The sequence below is a fragment of the Persicobacter psychrovividus genome (assembly GCF_036492425.1).
In the GTDB taxonomy this organism is placed as follows: Bacteria; Bacteroidota; Bacteroidia; order Cytophagales; family Cyclobacteriaceae; genus Persicobacter; species Persicobacter psychrovividus.
In genome coordinates this window covers 832,847-850,749 of the sequence record NZ_AP025293.1, presented here as the reverse complement: position 1 = coordinate 850,749, position 17,903 = coordinate 832,847, and the positions used below count along the sequence as shown (strand labels likewise).

Sequence of the window (17,903 nt, the reverse complement as noted above, 5' to 3'; positions counted from 1 at the left end):
ATACAAACATTAACCAACATCAACTGACAACAATTATGTTGAAGAGAATCTACTTATTGACAATCGCTGCGGCGATGAGCTTCTGTGCATGCGAAGGACCTATGGGCCCTGCAGGAACTAACGGAATCGATGGTGAAAACGGAGTCGATGGCACCGACGGCATTGATGGTAGCGATGGTGCAGACGCACCGATGGCCATTCAATTCGAAAACTTTTCTAAAACCCCAGCACTCATCATGGCCAAAGAAGGCTTCACCGATGTGGAGGTTTACTCCCTGCTCTCGAGTGAAGACAAATTTATCAACAGCCCTGCCTTCACCTTTGGCGGATCGGCTGATGGCCTCGGCTTGGCACCTATGACCGACGGCTACGCTTTGTTGATTAACAATGAAGACAATTACGCCGTTTCAAGAATCATCCTTGACGACACCTTCAAACCTATTCAGGGGGAGTACATCCTGAATTCAGATGGTTCTGGTACCCGCCGCTGCTCTGCCACTATGGCCACCCTTCAGGAGCATGGCTTCGGCCCTTTGTTTCTGACGGCTGGAGAAAGTGGTGTAGAATCGCAGGTGCAAGGCATCGATCCTTTTGCTAATGCCGCAGATGCCAACATTGCAAAACACCTGCCTGCCCTGGGCCGATGGAATGCCGAAAATGCCGTGCCATTACCTGCGAGTGCTTACGATGAAACCATTATTTTGATTGGAGACGATGATTCCAGACAGCATGGTGGACAATTGGCCATGTATCGTTCCGAATCTGTTGGCGACCTGAGCACAGGGTCGGTTTATGTGCTTAAAAGAACAGATGAAAACATGAACGAGCGTCAGATGGTCGTTGGGCAAAGCTACCCTGTGGTTTTTGCTGAAATTGAAAATGCCGAAACTAATACAGGCGCACAGAATAACCAAGCTTCCACCGACCTCAAAGCCATTCCTTTCGGAAGAGTAGAAGATATTGACTACAACAAAGGCAATGGTAAAGAAATTTATTTCAACGTTACGGGGCAGGGAAATGGAGGAGACAACAGCGACAACAGCCGTTCGGTTTATGGTCGCGTTTACAAACTGATGCTCTCAGAAGACAACCCGCTTGAAGGTACATTGGAAGTGATTTTGGATGGTGACGACAGAGACAGTAATGCGGGCACTTTTCAAAACCCCGACAATATTTGCGTCGGCACCAACTTCCTTTATGTGCAGGAAGATCCCAACAAATATGGCAATGAAACCCATGACGCCTACATTTATCAGTACAACCTGACCACCAAAGAGCTGAAAATTGCATTTGAGCTGGATCATGGTCGTAACGATGCCGATAAAACCGATGCCAACTGGTTCAATGGGCCCTCCTCGGCCTTTGGTGCCTGGGAGTATGGTGGCATGATCTCTATTTCCGATCAAATCGGAATCGATGATGTTTTCCTTTTGGCCATTCAGCCACACACCTGGAAGGAAGAAAGATTTAAAGGTGTTGACGGTGGTTCGGGAAGGCCAAATGAAATGCAAGGAAGTCAAATACTGATCCTCAAAGGATTACCTCAATAGCCCCCATTTCTATCCTGTTGTTTAAGGAGTTTCCAGCTTTTGGAGGCTCCTTTTCACGCCTTGTTCCACCAAAGGCGATCGCTTCAGGCCGCCATTAACCGTGTGTTTAAACTTGAAATTCGCAACGGAAACTTGGCGTATTGCAGAAGTGATTTAAAACACGCGCTACGACAAATTATTTTCTCAAAGACCATTGCAGCAAACAAAAATTGCTGAGGCAACCCCAACTGCAATAGTCGCTTGCTCTTTATGCCCATGAAAAAGTTATTCTTTCTCCTTCTGCTACCTGTAATGGCCTGCCAGACTCTCCCCGAGATGGCGACGATCAACCAACAGCAAGCCGACCATTTTCTGAACAAAGTTCATGCGCTGCAACAAAGCCCCATGCAACAAGACAGCCTGCAATCCCGCTTTTTTGAAGCACGCCTCGCTTTCAAATCTTTTGAACTTTGGCCCAATTATTATCTGCCCGAGGCGGTAAAAAAAGTCAATGGCCCTGTGCTACCCAAAGTGGATGAGCATGATGCCAACCGAAAAACCTTACACCCCACTGGCTTTCAGGTCGTCGAGGAATACCTGTTTCCTTTTCATCCTGCCGACAGCAGTATCGTCCGGGAAAAAATAAACGAGCTGTACAGTTACGCCCAAGGCCTGTGCCGTCAGGCAAAGTACATTCAATTTACCGAAGCACATTTTTTTCAGGCTTTTCGAGAGCAAATCCTCACTTATACCGCCCTTGGCCTGAGTAATTTCGACAGCCCTGTGGCCAAGCACAGCCATCAGGAAATGATCGCCAGCCTCGAAGGCGTTAAGCCGTACCTCCATCACTTTCACTTACAGAGCACTACCATCTACTACATCAATGCACTGCAAAGAGCCCTGCGTATTGACGGCTACAGTTCCTACCACCTGATCAAAAAATATTTCATCCCTTTGGAGCGTTCGCTAAATAACCTGCGCAAAACCAACCAAGTCAAAGCATTGTCATTTAATCAAATGATGCCACCATGGGAACAAAGCCTTTTCAAACTTCAGCAATTCAACCCGCACTACTTTTCGCTTCATCCTTTGAAAAGGAAAATCCCGGCAAGTGCCGAGCTTGGGGAGCAGCTCTTCTTTGACCCACAGCTTTCAGGCAACGGACAAAGAAGTTGCGCCAGCTGCCATCAAACCAACCATGCATTTGCCAGCACAAAGGCGAGAGATCTCGCCATCGGTCAACAAAAACCATTGCCCCGAAATACCCCTTCACTGAACTACGCCGCCTTTCAGTCCTTACAGTTTTGGGATGGCCGAGCAGGCAAACTTGAAGACCAAATCCGCCAGGTGATCAGCAATCCAGAAGAGATGAACAGTTCACTCGCCATGGTTTCCGAGAAGCTCAACACCCAAGCCAGTTATCAAAAATATTTTGAAGAGGCATTCGGCCCCACCCCTTCAATTTCCCCCTTGCAAATCCAAACGGCTTTGGCAGACTATATTCGTTCCATTCCCGTAGGTCAAAGTGCTTTCGACCAAATGCTTTTCAGCAAGCTCCCCGATAATCCACAGGTTGCACACGGCTTCGACCTTTTCATGGGCAAGGCCCAATGCGGCACCTGCCATTTCTTCCCCCTATTTAACGGAACCGTGCCGCCCCATTTTACGGAAACAGAAACCGAGGTGCTGGGCATTACGGCTACTGAAAATTTCAGGGAACCCACCCTCGACCCTGATGCTGGAAAGTACCACCTCTATCAGGCCGACCTCCACCTGTTTGCCTTTAAAACCCCAACGGTTCGCAACAGTGCACTGACGGCCCCCTATATGCATAATGGCGCCTTCAGCAGTTTGGAAAAAGTCCTTGAATTTTATGATGCAGGCGGTGGCGCAGGTTTGGGGCTCAACATTCCACATCAAACCCTGCCTGCAGATTCATTACACCTGAGTCAAAATGAAAAAGACGCCTTAATCGCTTTTTTAGCGGCCCTCAACGATCAGCCTGCTGAACAGCAAGGGCTCATTCCTTTTGTAACGATGGAAGCAGAACAAGACTAAAAATTGGCTGCATTGCCGATTGAAGCTACGCCCTTCAGTTTGCCCAGCCATGGAGGCGATGATTCGCCGGATAGCAAATCGTGATCAGGTATTCCTGCCCCTGTAGGCTGATGGCCCGATACTGACCAAAATTCTTGAATTCCATTGTCGTCTGCTCGTTTTTCTGCGCCAGTTGTACGGTTTCGAGCAGGGTAAAAGGCACCATCAGGCCTGTGCCCAGACATTTGGAAAGGGCTTCTTTTGCTGACCATAACAACAGGTGGCTATGGGGAATATTCAATAGGCAGCATTGCTGTTTTTCCTGATAGGTAAGTTGTGTTTCAATGGCCTGAATGCGCTCCTCGGGCTGGGAAATATATTCCATATCTACCGCCATGGGGTGGCTTCGGGGAAATAGCAAGACCATAACCTGATCTGCAGAATGGGTGATGGAGCAGGAATAATCCAGCAGCTCGGGATGCTTTAAAATAGGCTGTTCGAAGGTGCCCTTGCTGATGGTTACTTCCGCCATGGGAATATTGAAAATGCGTGTGGCGATGGTTTTGAGCAAAAACCTTCCGAGCCGGAAAGTGGCCTGTCGGTTTGCAGGCAATTGCTGAGCTATTGCGTGTTCTTCCGAACTGAGATAATCATCCTCCTTTGGCTGGTCTGACAGTGCGCCCCGAAGACAATAGGCTGTCGCTTCCACACGTCCCTGCTGGTTACTTAATTGTAGTTGCTGAATTTGATTCATCTTCAAAAACAGAAACCGACAGCAAAGCCGTCGGTTTCATTTATTGGTTCAAAAATTAATAACTGTTACACCAATTCCTTGATCAGGGCATTGTGTACTTTGCCCATGATGAAGTCCTTGTTTCTTGACAAGAACCAGTGGTCACCGTGGAGTACATTCAGCTCAAAATCACCATCGGTATGGTTGGCCCAAGGGCGCATTTCTTCAGGCATCACGACTTCGTCTTCCTCTGCCGCAAAAGCGGTAATCGGCCACTCGAAGTTCTGTTTGTCCTGATAGTCATAACCCATGATCAGCTCCATATCCTTACGCATGATCGGCAGGATCTGGCGCACGAAATTCTCATCGTCAATATAGGACATCAAGCCCATCAGTTTAGCTTCCGAGTTGGTTTCATCGGCAGTCTGATGGATGGTGTCACGCTCATTTCTCCAGGTAGGCGTCAGGTGAGCAGAGATGGTTCCCGACACAAAGAAGTGCTGAGGTTTCAAACCATGACGCTCCCGCAGACGGTGCTGCAATTCGTAGGCAATAATACCTCCGAAGCTATGTCCGTAGAAAGCGAACGGCTTATCCAATAGCGGCAAAATTTGCGCCTCAATGGCATCAATCACATCGAAGAAAGCGGTCAGGTTGGCTTCATCCTTACGGTTTTCACGGCCAGGCAACTGCACTGCATATACATCAATTTCTTCCTTCATTTCATAAAGGAACTGATTGTACATTGACGCTCCAGCCCCTACAGGGTGGAAACAGAACAATCGCAACTGCGCATCGTCCTGACGCTTGCGGTGTACAAACCACTTGTCGCCCAGCACCTCAAGATCATCCGCCTCTTCAATACCAGAGATGTCCGTAGAAATTTCCGGCACTTTAGCTTCCGTAGCAGCCTCTTTCTCAAAACCTGCGAGCAAATCGTCAGCAAGGTCAACGAGCGAAGGCCCTTTGGCGATTTTCATCAGTGGGTAATTCACTTCAAGCTTTTGGGAAATCCAGTTACGCACCTGATTCAGCATCAGCGAATCCAGTCCCATTTTGGAGATTGGCGTCGGGATGTCGATTTTTTCAGGAGAAGTTCCAAGGATTTTTGCCAGCGCATGCTGTAACTGTTCCTGAAGGAAAGTAGCCTGATCGGCTTCGGCCGTGGCCAACACCTGATCTTTCAACGATCCACCGGCATTGCCACCTTCACCACCTGCGGCGTTCATCAGGTCGGCAAAACGGTTGTCGGTTGCCAGCTGCGGGAAGAAATCACGGAAACGACGGAAGTCCAGGTTGGCCACCATTCGCTGCGTGCTTCTTTGCAGGATAATCTTGGAGAAGGTTTCACGGATTTGTTTCAGCGTAAGCATCGTCCATCCCTGCGCCTCAAGTACATCGATCACCTGTCCGCCATCTTTTGACATTCCGGCATATTGCCCCAAAACGCCAAGGTTCACGGCATTTCCTGCCAAACCAATAGACTGTCGGTACGTCGCCAGACGGTCGAGGAAGTTATTGGCAGAAGAATAGTTGGCCTGTCCGGGCAAGCCGAAAACTGCCGAAATAGAAGAGAAAGAAAGGAAGAAATCCATCTCGTGGCCGAGGGTGGCTTTGTGCAGTGCCCATGCGCCCATAGCCTTCGGATTGTAAACGCGCATAAAGCGGTCGGCATCGAGGTTCGGCATGGTACAATCGTCCAACACCGCGGCAGAATGAATCAAACCTTTGATTGGCAATGCCACTTCAGCAAAAATACCTTTCAGTGCTACCTCATCGGTAATGTCCACTTTTGGTGTGCTGACCTTTACGCCAAGCGACTCCATATAGCTGATCACCTGACGGTCATAATCAGACTTTGCCCCAGAGCGAGAAAGCAATACCAATGCTCCGGCACCATTTTCAGCCATCCATTTTGCAACTTCAAGACCAAAGCCGGAAGCTCCACCAGACACCACATAGGCGGCCTGCTGATCGAATTTCAGTTCGTGGGCAGGCATTACCGCAACGGCTTCTTCCTGCATATTTACCACTACTTTACCAATATGGCCTACTTTACTCAAATACTTGAGGGCTTTGCCTGCTTCCGATACCGGGAAGACCTCCAAAGGATGCCCGGCTACTTTTTCCGTCGCAAACAGGTCGGTCACCTCAGCATAAAGGCGTTTGGCCAATTTAGGCTTCTGCGCCATCAGGCGGTCAAGGTCAACCACATGGAAAGAAATATTTTCACCGAAACGCTTCAATGGCAATTTGCTGTTGCCATAGATGTCGGCTTTACCCACTTCCACAAAAGTACCGAAAGGTGCCAGGCATTTGAAAGACTGCGTGATGGCTTTTCCGGTCAGGGAGTTAAGGATAATATCCACCCCATGGCCGTTGGTGTCTGCCATAATTTCATCAGCAAAAGCCAGCGTACGCGAGTTGTAAACATGCTTGATGCCCAGTTCACGCAAATACTGACGCTTCTCCTCACTACCTGCGGTAGCATAAATTTCAGCGCCCGCCAATTGTGCCAGCTGAATGGCCGCAATGCCGAGTCCACCCGTAGCGGCATGGATCAACACCTTGTCCCCTTCTTCCATATGTGCAAGATGGTTCAAGCCATAATGTGCCGTCAGGAATACCACCGATAAACTGGAGGCCAATTCATGACTGATATTGGCAGGTTTTTTCACCACACAGTGGGCAGGGGCTGTGGTTTGTCCGGCCAAACAATGTGCCGCCCAGGCAATCACTTCATCTCCAACCTTCACATGGCTTACGCCTTCACCAACTGCGGTAACAATACCTGAACACTCCAAACCAAGGGCTGCGCCAGCAACACCTCCGGCAACGGCTTCTTCGGAAAGAATACCCATTCCGTTGACAACATCCTTGAAGTTAAGGCCTGCCGCACGGACCGCAATTTGTACCTGTTGCGCTTCAGGTTCATGCGCCTCAAAAGCCCGCAAAGCAAGGCTGTCCAGCATGCCGTTCTCCTGAACTTCTGCACGGTAGGCACTGCCGCTTGCTGCCATCGGCATTGTTGCGCGGGCATCTGCCGTCTCAGGGTTTACAGGTGTCAGGCGTCTCAGGAACACTTCCTGCTGACGGAAAGCAAATTCTGTTTCTTCTGTTTTTTCCTCCTGAGGGGTTGTTACTGCAAGTGCAAGATTTTCAAGCTCCTGTACCGAAGCGTCTGCACTCAGGTCAGCAATACGTACCGGCAACATTGGGAATTCATTTTTGGAAACCCTTCCGATTCCGTAAACTGCGGCCTGCGCCAAAGCGATCGACTGATCGGCCTCGGTTACTTTTTCCGCTCCTTTAGTTACCAGCCAGGTCTTGCAGGTAAGGTCCTGCCCACCAAGGGTACGCAACAAATTGAGGGTCCCCATGCAGAAATGCTCCTGCGTTTCACTCCATTGGTCGATGGTCGCATTCACATCGACCTGCAATGATGTTGGCCACATATAAATCAGGTGGTCCACTGCGCCTGTTTGTTTCAGCAACAAAGCATACTCATCCTTTTCCAGTGGGTTGAGGATAAACTCCTGCGCGCCCATTTGCATGAATGCTGAACCTTGCTTGACCGTGGTTACCGAAGCACCATTGGCTTTCAGCTTGGCAATCACCGTGTCGGCCAGTCCTTCTGCATCTGCAAATACCACATAGTGGCCTTCTGCTGTTGCCGTTGGGTTCACAAATGCTGCCTCAGGTGCCGTCCACTGATACTCAAAACATGGCTTGTAATTTTCATTTTTACTCTCCCCACGAGATCCTTCAATGTACTTCCCTTCAAAGCCCTGAATTTCAGCCACCAATGTACCGTCGGCATTGAACACCTGAAAATCACCACACAGGTAAGCTTCGGTACAAACCGAAATTTTCACATGCGTGAACACTTTTTTGTCGGGCTTGGCAAACACCTTGAAGCGGTCGATCCCTACCGGAAGGTAGATTCCGCGCTTGGCATCCTGCTCATTTTTCTTGCCTGCAAAAATGGTATGCAAACAGGCATCAAGCACCGCCGGATGAACATTATAGCGGTTTGCGCCATATTCAATATCATCATGGAGGGTAACTTCAGAAAGCACCTCGCCTTTGGTGGTCCATAAGCCGGTAATGGCACGGAAAGTGTCGCCATAAAGCAGGCCTGCACTTTTCAGCTCATTGTACATCGGAACAATCGGCATACGGCGGTTGATGCGCTCACGAATCGCATTCAGGTCGCCAGGCTCACTGATGAACTTGTCGCCCAAAGCATTGATTTTACCACGTGAATGCTGAATCCATTCCGCATCTTCCTGGCTACGTGCTTTGGTAGAAATGACGTAGTCGCCTTCGAGAGAAGAAATTTCCAGTCGGACGTGTGGCATTTCACCATCATCTGGCAAGAAGAGGGCGTTTTCAAAACGTACATCTTCAAGGAAGCCGAAGTCGTCACCAAAAGAAGCCTGCCCTGCGGCGGTGGCAATCTCGAGGTGCCCGGTACCTGGGAAGATAATCACATCGTCCACCTGATGATCGAGGATATAAGGCTCTTCATTTTTGTCAAGCTGAACATCCCAGATATAGTTTCCTTTGTCAACATTGGAGTCCACGACCCCATTCAGCATCGGGTGAATTTTTGTCCCTGTTCTTTTGGCAATATGCTCCTCGGTTTCAAACCAGAAACGCTCCTTTTGCCAAGGGTAAGTCGGCAATTCAATGATTTGAGAAGCTGCCGGACAGGCCTTTGCCCAGTCCACTTTATAGTTCAGGGTATACAGCAGGCCGAGGTTCTGCATGAAAATCTGCTTTTCCGCTTCTTTTCTGCGGATAGATGCCAAGAGGGCGCCTTCCACATTGGCCGCTTTGAGCAAATCGATCGCACCAGTAGCCAAAACAGGATGAGGTGCAATTTCAATGAAAGTATTGAAGCCGTCATTGATCATCGCGCTTACCGCATCGGTAAAATACACGGACTCACGAACGTTGGCATACCAGTATTCAGAGATCAGGTGTGTACCATCTTCCTGTTTTCCGGTAACGGTTGAGTAAAGGCTGATTTGGGCTTTTTCCGGCGCGATATGTTTGAGGTCGGCAATCAGCTCGTCCTTCAGTGGTTCCATATGATGCGAGTGGAACGGCACGTTCACACGCAGGAATCGGTGGAAAATATCCCGGGCATCAAGGCGTGCGGCAATCTCTTCAAGCGGTTCAACATCTCCTGAGAAAGTCAGCATTGCCGGCCCGTTAATGGCAGCAATAGAGACGCGGTCCTCAACCCCTTTAATTTCTTTGCGGGCTTCTTCGAGTGTCAGGGCTGCGGCAAGCATTTTTCCTTTGTCCGTAGCTTTATCTTGCCCACGTGAACGATTGAAAATCACATCCACCGCCTGCTCCAAAGTCAGGGCGCCGGAAGTATAAGCGGCAGCCACTTCACCAATAGAGTGGCCTACAACGCCCTCAGGAGTTACCCCAACGGCTTTCCACATTTCCATCAGACCAATCTGAACCGCCATAATTGCCGGCTGAGCGATGCGGGTTTCAGAAATTCGAGAATCTTCTTCCGACTTCATCAATTCCTCCATCAGCGACCAGTCTGCCAAATTGGAAAGGATGGCATCAATGCGCTCAATCACTTTACGGAAGATCGGCTCAGACTGAATCAGCTGACGCCCCATACCGAACCACTGTGGGCCCTGTCCGGAGAAAATGAAACCGACTTTCGGGGAAATTTCCGAATTTTCCGCAGTGACCATCCCCACACGGCTTTCGTCGTTGAGGTAGGCATTCAATGCTTCCAGCAATTCTTCTTTAGAAGCCACAGCGATGGTCAGGCGGTGCTTGAGGTTCGAGCGGTGCTTACCAAGGTTGTAACAGATGTCCTGCAAAGAGGCGTCGCTTTCGTTCAGGAAGGCAATCTGCTGCTCGACGGTAGCCTTCAAGCCTCCTTTGGTTTGTGCTGAAACTGCAAACAGGGCCACATCAGCAACAACCGTTTCGGCTGCTGTTCTTTGGATGTCCTGCTGAGGATCAAAACCTTCGAGTACCGCATGGGCATTGGTTCCACCGGCTCCGAAGGAGTTAATCCCTCCCACAATTTTTTCTGATGGCCAAGGCGTCAGTTCCGTTGGCACCTTCAATTTCCACTCCTCGAACTTGATGCCTGGGTTGGGGTTATTGAAATGCAAGTTCTGAGGAATCTGCCTGTTCTTGATCGCCAGGGCGAGCTTGATGATCCCGGCAATACCTGCCGCGGCCTCCAGGTGCCCCATATTCGATTTTACAGACCCGATCAGCAACGGCTTGTCTGCCGCACGGTTTTCCGCGAAAACCTGCCCGAAAGCACTGGTTTCAATAGGGTCACCTACTTTGGTTCCTGTACCGTGTGCCTCCACATAAGCGACAGTCGAAGGATCTACACCGGCGTTTTTATAGGCCTGACGCAACATCGCTGCCTGAGCGTCTGGATTTGGAACCGTGAAACCGTCTTCGGTAAAACCATCGGAATTGACAGAGGTCCCTTTGATGGTGGCATATACATCGTCGCCGTCGGCAATAGCCTGCGACAAAGGTTTCAGCATAATTACACCTACACCTTCAGAGCGCACATAACCGTTTCCGCTCGCATCGAAAGATTTACAGTACCCATCCGGACAAAGGAAATGTCCTTTCGACATCATCAAAGAGGATTCCGGACGAATCATCAGGTTGACACCACCCGCAAGGGCGTACTCGGATTCGCCATTCCAAATCGCATTACAGGCCAGGTGTACCCCAACCAAAGAGGAAGAACAGGCAGTATCCAAAGTAACCGAAGGGCCTTTGAGGTCATATTGCCATGATAAGCGGTTGGCGATAGAGGTCAGGGAAACCCCCATTGGCACGTGTGGGCTCACGTGATTTCGTTGTGCCTGTGAGGCCTGAATATCCCAGTAGTCATTCATGAAAACCCCCATGAATACCGCGGTATTGGAACCTTTGAAGTCTTCAAGCTTGGTTCCTGAATCCTCCATGGCTGCGTAAGAGGCTTCCAATAACAGGCGCTGCTGTGGGTCAATACGTTCGGCGGTTTTAGGGAAAATATTGAAAAATTCAGCATCGAACTGGTCAATATCCTTGATAAAACCTCCTTTTTTTTGCTTAATCTTACCTGCCTTATCGGGGTTTGGATCGTAGTATTCTTCAATACTCCAGCGGTCAGCAGGCACATCAGTTATGCCGTTAAATCCTGCTTTCAGCGCCGCCCAAAATTCTTTGGGAGAGTTGACTTCACCAGGAAATCGGCAACCAATACCCACGATAGCTATTGGCTCTTTAGATTTTTGATTTGTTGTCATCAATAGATGAAATTAGTAAAATAAATAGGATTAGTTGGGTTGATATACAATTACACAACCGAATTAAAGAATGTAAAGTTATTTATTAAATTGATAATAAATGACATAAAAAACAGGAAATAAGCCCAAAATAGCCGATTTTATTGGAAACATAAGATGGACAGGAAGTTAGGGAGTTGAAGAAAAATAGTTTGATTCCATAACCATCCTAATGATTAAAATAAAAATTGGAATCATTATAATCAGGATTAAATATTCATATAACAACAACAAATACAGCACATTAAACTTAAATATTTTAATGTACAACATCAACCAATAATACAGGCTAATACCGCTAAATCATATCGTTCAACCGCAAAAAATACATCAGGTTGAAGTGAACAAAAAGAAGTGAAAAAACCGAAAATTCTTACATTATAGACCAATCACCATGCTGCGACTCAAAATAGTTTCATTTTTTTTAATATTAATGCCATAAACCCCCTCCTGAAATCCTCGAATCCCACCGAAAGCCAAAAGAGGGAAAATTTGATTATCTTGGGCTTCTTTAATTTTCAGCACAACCTTACAACAGATGCAAAATAGTCCTTTCATTACCAATGATGCGATCGTCTTTGGGATCCTTATGAGCGCACTCGCCTTGGTATTTACCACATCAAAAAGTCAGCATACTTTCTGGAAAAGGTTTTACACCATTTTCCCAGCCTTATTAATGTGCTATTTAATCCCTTCATTATTAAGCACCTTCCATGTGATTTCCCCTACACATTCCAACTTATACAGCATGGCGAAAAATTACCTTTTGCCTGCAAGTTTGATTTTAATGACCCTGAGTATTGATCTAAAAAACATCATCCGCCTGGGCTCCAAGAGTATTGTCATGTTTTTAACTGGAACCGTTGGGATTGTGATTGGTGGCCCATTGGCCATTTTGCTTGTGGCCCATATCTCCCCTGAAACGGTTGGAGGCGTGGGGGCTCAGCAGGTTTGGCGCGGACTGGCGACCATTGCAGGAAGCTGGATCGGTGGTGGTGCCAATCAAACGGCCATGCTGGAGATTTACCAGTACGACCAAAGCCTGTATGCAGGGATGGTCGCGGTGGATATTCTTGTAGCCAATGTATGGATGGCCATTTTGCTGTTTTGCATCGGCAAGTCAGCAAAAATTGACCGATGGCTTAAAGCAGACAATTCGGCCATTGATGCGCTCAAGGAAACGGTTCAGCAATTTCAGTCGAGTGTTACCAAGGTACCCACCTTCAATGACCTGATGATTATGGCCGGCTTCACTTTTGGACTCGTCGGGCTGAGTCATTTTTTGGCAGGTGAGCTGTCCGCTTATTTCAAAAGTATCCTCAACAATGATGCGGCCGTCTTATGCAGTGCCTTTTTCTGGCTTGTCCTGCTGAGCACCAGCCTGGGAATTTTGGCCTCTTTTACCCCTGCAAAAAAAATGGAAGGAGTGGGTGCTTCTAAATTCGGCAGTATTTGTATTTACATACTGGTGGCGACTATCGGCATGAAGATGGATGTAACGCATACCCTCAGTAATCCGGGGCTTTTCATCATTGGCCTGATCTGGATGGGCATTCATGTAGGACTGATGTTTTTGGTCGCCAAATTAATCCGTGCCCCTTTCTTTTTCCTTGCGGTGGGCAGTAAAGCCAATGTAGGCGGAGCGGCTTCTGCACCGGTGGTCGCTGGGGCTTTTCACCCTTCTCTTGCTCCTGTGGGCGTGCTTTTGGCTATTTTAGGTTATGCCCTTGGTACTTATGGTGCGATGCTATGTGCTTACCTGATGAGTATATCTTCATAGAAGATAATAAAAAATAATCAATATGTTTATATTCAATAAATAAATATCATATTTTAGCAAATGCAAAATCACATTATTTAACTTCAACCTATATTAATGAAAAAATTTATTGCATTGGCGCTAACCTCCTGTGGCTTTGGATTCAGCTCATGTTCCACCGAACAGGCTCCTATGGTCCATCCACCAATGAATCGTGACTTTCCTGTGGAACTGAATATCAGCATTGAGGGGATCAATCAGTCACCTGATACCCTTGAAATTCCAAGCCATTGGAGTACCCGAACGGAGTATCATCTTGCTGGGGATTTGATCTTCAACCAACAGGGGTATGATCAGGTGCAGACGCTCACTAAAAGCCATATGAGTGAATTTCAGGGCATCAAGCTTTTGTTTCAGTCACCGGCATCTACTTTTTCCCTGCAAAATATCTCCGCAGAAATCAATGGTCAGTTTGTTCAGGAACTGAATGCTTACGATCAGCCGAACTTCAGACTTTTCAGCATTTCTTCAATCAACGAACTGCTTTCAGAGCCCACTCCTTTCACCGCTAAAATGGGCACCACAACGACTATTGCCCAGACGGTCAATATCATGAGCGAGACATCGGAAATCGTGGCAGAAGACTGGGGCACCGTGGAAGGTCGCTTGGCAAAATTCACAGAAGGGACGCTGTATCCTTTCGATGGAGCGGATACGCATGCTGAGATTGCGATGGTCAACCAGCAAGCTTACCTAAAGCTTTCCATTGATGAAAATGGGGCGTCAGGTCAGTCTTTTGACATTCAAACTTCGTCAAATACCGATTCATGGACGTTCCTCGAGCGCATTACCCTGAAGGCTAAGCCTGGTTTCAGTCATTACCATCGCTTCTCCGATGCGACCCTGCAGATGATTCAGGACCTGCAACGCCAGGGGCGAACGATAAGAATTACCCATCCGGATTTTAAGCAGGAAATGACCTTTCCGACAGTTACGGGAGCTTAAATTAGGACGATAAATAAAGTGACTGGCGGTGGTTGGTGTTCGACGAACTATCATCAGTCACTTTTGATACTGTAAACATCAGTATTGAAAAGTGCAGCCCCGAGTGGGGAAACATCAGAACATGGCCTTTTGATAATGGTGCACCGTGAAGCGCTTCTTTTCCTGCAGGGTATCGTAGACCAGTTGTTCAAAGCCGATATTGCTGAAAAGCCAAAAAATAAGCACTTCCTGCCTGCGAGATTTTTTCTGAAGTCGTGCGCGGGTTTGCAAATATGCAGCAGCGGAATAATCGACATTGTACATCACCAGTGCGTCCGCGGAGGACAAATCCACTCCCTCCTTAATACTGCTCACCTGCCCAATGAAATAGCGGAATTTTCCGGACTTAAAGGCCTCCACATCCTCCGTATAATTTTTCAGTTTGTCGATCAGCAACAAGCGTTCTCCCTTGAATTTATAAACGATAGCGAGTCGTTCAAATTGCTTAAATTCCCGCTTGATGAACCGCACTTTGGTATCATCAATTAAAAATGAATCCTGCTCCAGGTCTGGAATAATCGTGCCTCCACTGAGCTGATGCACCTTATTCATGATCACATTTGGCGCCTCGGCCATAATTTCCTGCCCATTGATGATCACCGGTTTTCCGGTACGGAGATTTTTCGCATGCCGAACCGTTGCGGGCTTCATTTTCACTTCCATGAAATTTTCTGAAACCGGACATTCAAAGCCCGCTTCTTCCTGTGTGAAAGAAAGCATAAAAGGGTCGGTAACCGACTTGATCGCCTCCACATTTGCTTTGTCGTATTTGTTGATCACCCGACCACCGATCCGCTGGGTGTACACCTCCACATACTGCTGTGCCCAGCTGTAAAAACTGGGAAATTTGGCAAATGGGTTGTGTGGCAAAACCTGCAACTGATGGTAAAGCTGACTCCAGGTTTCAGGGCTTGGTGTTCCCGATAAAAATAAGACGTATTTCGCCTGCTGACAAATCTCTCGCACTTGCCCCTGCCGAATACTTGGCTTGGGGAAAGCCCCAATGTTATGCGCCTCATCCACCACCACAAGGTCATATTCAGGCGCCAATTTTTTGACCTGCTCATAGTTGGTCACCAACAGGCTAAAAGTTGGCCGGTAGCTGGACGAATAAGCATCAAAATCACTTTCAATACTCGGTATAGCTTTCTTCTTGGTAATGAACAACACACGACTGGCTCCCAGGAGGTCCGCCGTCCGAAGGGCCGTCAGGGTTTTGCCGGTTCGCACCTCAAAACACAAATAAGCATGCTGATGGGTTTTCACCGTTTGGAAGGCTTTCTGTGCATTGGATTCCTGATAGTCATATAAGTTCATGGCAGCCGTTTTCAATAATGGAATTGATCGAAGAAACGATAAATATATTGAAAATTAACCACAAATAATGCTATTTGAGGCACTAAAAGGTATAGCCGACAGTCGCCATCAGCGGGCTGCAAATCGACGTACCAACATTCACAGCAATATGGGCTTCGGGAAAGCTTGCAGTAAGTTCACCACCGAGGTCAAACTTATGGGTTACATCCCCATAAAAATAGGTTTCATAACCGCCATCGTCGTAATATATTTCCCGGTCCATGCACCAGCCAATCGTTGGGGTGATAAAAAGCTGAACGACGTCGTTCCCGATCGTAGGGATGGCATAGCCAAGGAAAAAACCCATCGAGTTGTAGTAGCCTGAGAAGTAATTGCTGTCGGTAATGACTTCATTGTATTCGCGGCCCGCAGTGCCACTAAAACTGACCGCCAAACTGAATTTGAAATTTTCGAGCATAAACCCGAGCCCCAGCGCCCCTACGGTATGTCCGCCTTCCTGTGCAAAGGTACGAAAGCCGATATCCATCATCGAAAGGGGGCGATGTTCAAAAGTGATCGGTTTCTTGACCGGCTCATAGGTGGTACTATGGTAGCTTGCTTCTGCGCCCGTATCGAAAGTCTGCGCCCATGCATTCATCTCGAAGATGAAAAATAATATGAATAATAATCCTATTTTTCTCATAACATTTTTATCAAATATAACAGGCACAAAAATACCAAAAAAGATGCAATGGAGATGCACTAAAAAAAAGTCAGCCGATACCGACTGACTTTCTTTTCAATTTATATGATCGTTTTGGCAAATTACTTAATCCCCAATTTCTTTTTCAATTTTTTAGGAACAGCATTTTTATTCATCATGATGTCCATTGTTTTATATTTGAAATAAGGCTCAGATGCGAAGAAATATCCATCCACATCGTTGGCATTACCCCAGGAGTTTTTCACCAAGAAGTATTTTTTACCATTCTGATCTTTCACCAAGCCGGTCAAATGCATTCCGTGGTCATCAGTGGTTTCGTAATTATCATAAGCCTCCTGACGCATTTCCTGCGTAATTTTCATTTCTGGCTGAGGCGTATCGAAAGCACTTGATGATTTCTTCGCGCCAGCATCAGAGAAGTTCTTATTGTCATTTCCTGATTTTTTGATGCTGATTCCTTCTGCAGGAACAATCGCCAAACCATCACGGTAAGAGAATCCTTTTTCAGAAACGTCAGCAGCCCAACCGATAGAATAACCATTTTCGATGGCCGTTTCCGCCAATTCCGTCATTTCATCCATTGGCAAATTGTACATCGAAGCCTCTTCCCAGTTGTCCTCTACCTGTAAGATAAATGGCTCGTAAAATGGGTGATGTGTGTAAGAAGAAAACGACACATAATCCTTCGCATTCAGCTTCAAGGACGCATAATAAGATTTAGGCGTATATTCTTTTCCCTCGTAAGTGAATTTTGCTGGCATTTTACCGAAGTATGCATCCAATACCCCATTCACAGCATCTTTCCATGCTGGAGAAATTTTGTGACTTGGATTTTTGATGACCGCATCGAGAATGCCCTTGATCACCGCTTCAATTTCACCGTGGTTACGAACCGTCTGTCCAGGGATGATTCCCTCATAAACAGATTCTGGAACGATGCCCACTTTATCCATAATTGATGGAATATCCTGCAAAGCACCACCCTCACCGAAGTTCGCTTTTCCGTGCATACGTACATAACGTTCCGCTTTCATGAAATAGGCGTTACGCACGATCCACATTTCTGAAAGGTTAACCTCTTTACCTGTAATGCGCTTCACTTCGCTATTCATGAAAGACATCGCCGAAAAAGACCAACAAGTACCTGTACGCATCTGGTTCTTCACGGAACCGCCCTCAAGGTTTTTGATGGTTGTGAACTGGTATCCACCATCTTTTTTATTGGTTGCAATATCCTGTGCATGTGCACTGATCGAAACTGCTGAGCCCAAGGCTACAGTAGCTAAAGCATTTTTCAAAAATCTTTTCATAAATATAGGTAAGTTCCACAGGGGCCATTCGGTATTTTCTTCTGATATATGATTTAACCACCTATAAAAAATATTTATTTGGTGATAAAATCATACAAAATGAAAGGTCATACGAACCACCT

At 47.2% G+C, this 17,903-nt stretch carries 10 protein-coding genes; 4 read left to right on the top strand and 6 right to left on the bottom strand.

Annotated features, from left to right (window positions below; genetic code table 11):
• Positions 1-35 precede the first annotated feature (35 nt).
• Together AABK40_RS16650 and AABK40_RS16645 are read left to right on the top strand one after the other, a co-directional pair.
• Positions 36-1,550 carry a PhoX family protein gene (locus AABK40_RS16650; RefSeq protein WP_338398219.1) on the top strand — a complete coding sequence of 505 codons (1,515 nt, stop codon included), beginning with the start codon at positions 36-38 and terminating at the stop codon, positions 1,548-1,550.
• A gap of 255 nt (positions 1,551-1,805) precedes the next feature.
• Entirely contained in the window at positions 1,806-3,587 is a 1,782-nt protein-coding gene (locus tag AABK40_RS16645) for a cytochrome-c peroxidase (protein ID WP_338398218.1), read from the top strand.
• Between the two features lie 34 nt (positions 3,588-3,621).
• Here the strand turns inward: AABK40_RS16645 and AABK40_RS16640 are convergent, their stop codons facing one another.
• From AABK40_RS16640 to AABK40_RS16630, 3 genes are all read right to left on the bottom strand, one after another.
• Positions 3,622-4,320, bottom strand: coding sequence for a 4'-phosphopantetheinyl transferase family protein (locus tag AABK40_RS16640; protein ID WP_338398217.1), 699 nt, complete (start codon positions 4,318-4,320; stop codon positions 3,622-3,624).
• A gap of 65 nt (positions 4,321-4,385) precedes the next feature.
• Entirely contained in the window at positions 4,386-11,609 is a 7,224-nt protein-coding gene (locus AABK40_RS16635; protein ID WP_338398216.1) for an SDR family NAD(P)-dependent oxidoreductase, read from the bottom strand.
• 417 nt (positions 11,610-12,026) lie between these two features.
• Complete coding sequence (locus AABK40_RS16630) at positions 12,027-12,206, bottom strand: hypothetical protein (protein WP_338398609.1); 180 nt, start codon at positions 12,204-12,206, stop codon at positions 12,027-12,029.
• On the opposite strand from AABK40_RS16630, the gene AABK40_RS16625 reads away from it, so the two are divergent.
• Complete coding sequence (locus AABK40_RS16625; RefSeq protein ID WP_338398215.1) at positions 12,187-13,428, top strand: DUF819 family protein; 1,242 nt, start codon at positions 12,187-12,189, stop codon at positions 13,426-13,428. The two genes, AABK40_RS16630 and AABK40_RS16625, sit on opposite strands and share 20 nt — an antisense overlap.
• Positions 13,429-13,524: 96 nt before the next feature.
• A complete protein-coding gene (locus tag AABK40_RS16620; RefSeq protein WP_338398214.1) occupies positions 13,525-14,412 on the top strand; it encodes a hypothetical protein in 888 nt (295 codons plus the stop codon).
• 114 nt (positions 14,413-14,526) lie between these two features.
• Here AABK40_RS16620 and AABK40_RS16615 read toward each other — a convergent pair whose 3' ends face one another.
• The 3 genes from AABK40_RS16615 to AABK40_RS16605 form a co-directional block, all read right to left on the bottom strand.
• Positions 14,527-15,768 (bottom strand): SNF2-related protein, encoded by a 1,242-nt coding sequence (locus AABK40_RS16615; protein ID WP_338398213.1) that lies wholly within the window; start codon positions 15,766-15,768, stop codon positions 14,527-14,529.
• Positions 15,769-15,850: 82 nt separating this feature from the next.
• Positions 15,851-16,450 (bottom strand): hypothetical protein, encoded by a 600-nt coding sequence (locus AABK40_RS16610; RefSeq protein WP_338398212.1) that lies wholly within the window; start codon positions 16,448-16,450, stop codon positions 15,851-15,853.
• 122 nt (positions 16,451-16,572) lie between these two features.
• Positions 16,573-17,781: a C1 family peptidase gene (locus AABK40_RS16605; RefSeq protein WP_332922466.1), complete on the bottom strand. Its 1,209-nt coding sequence runs from the start codon at positions 17,779-17,781 to the stop codon at positions 16,573-16,575.
• Positions 17,782-17,903 lie beyond the last annotated feature (122 nt).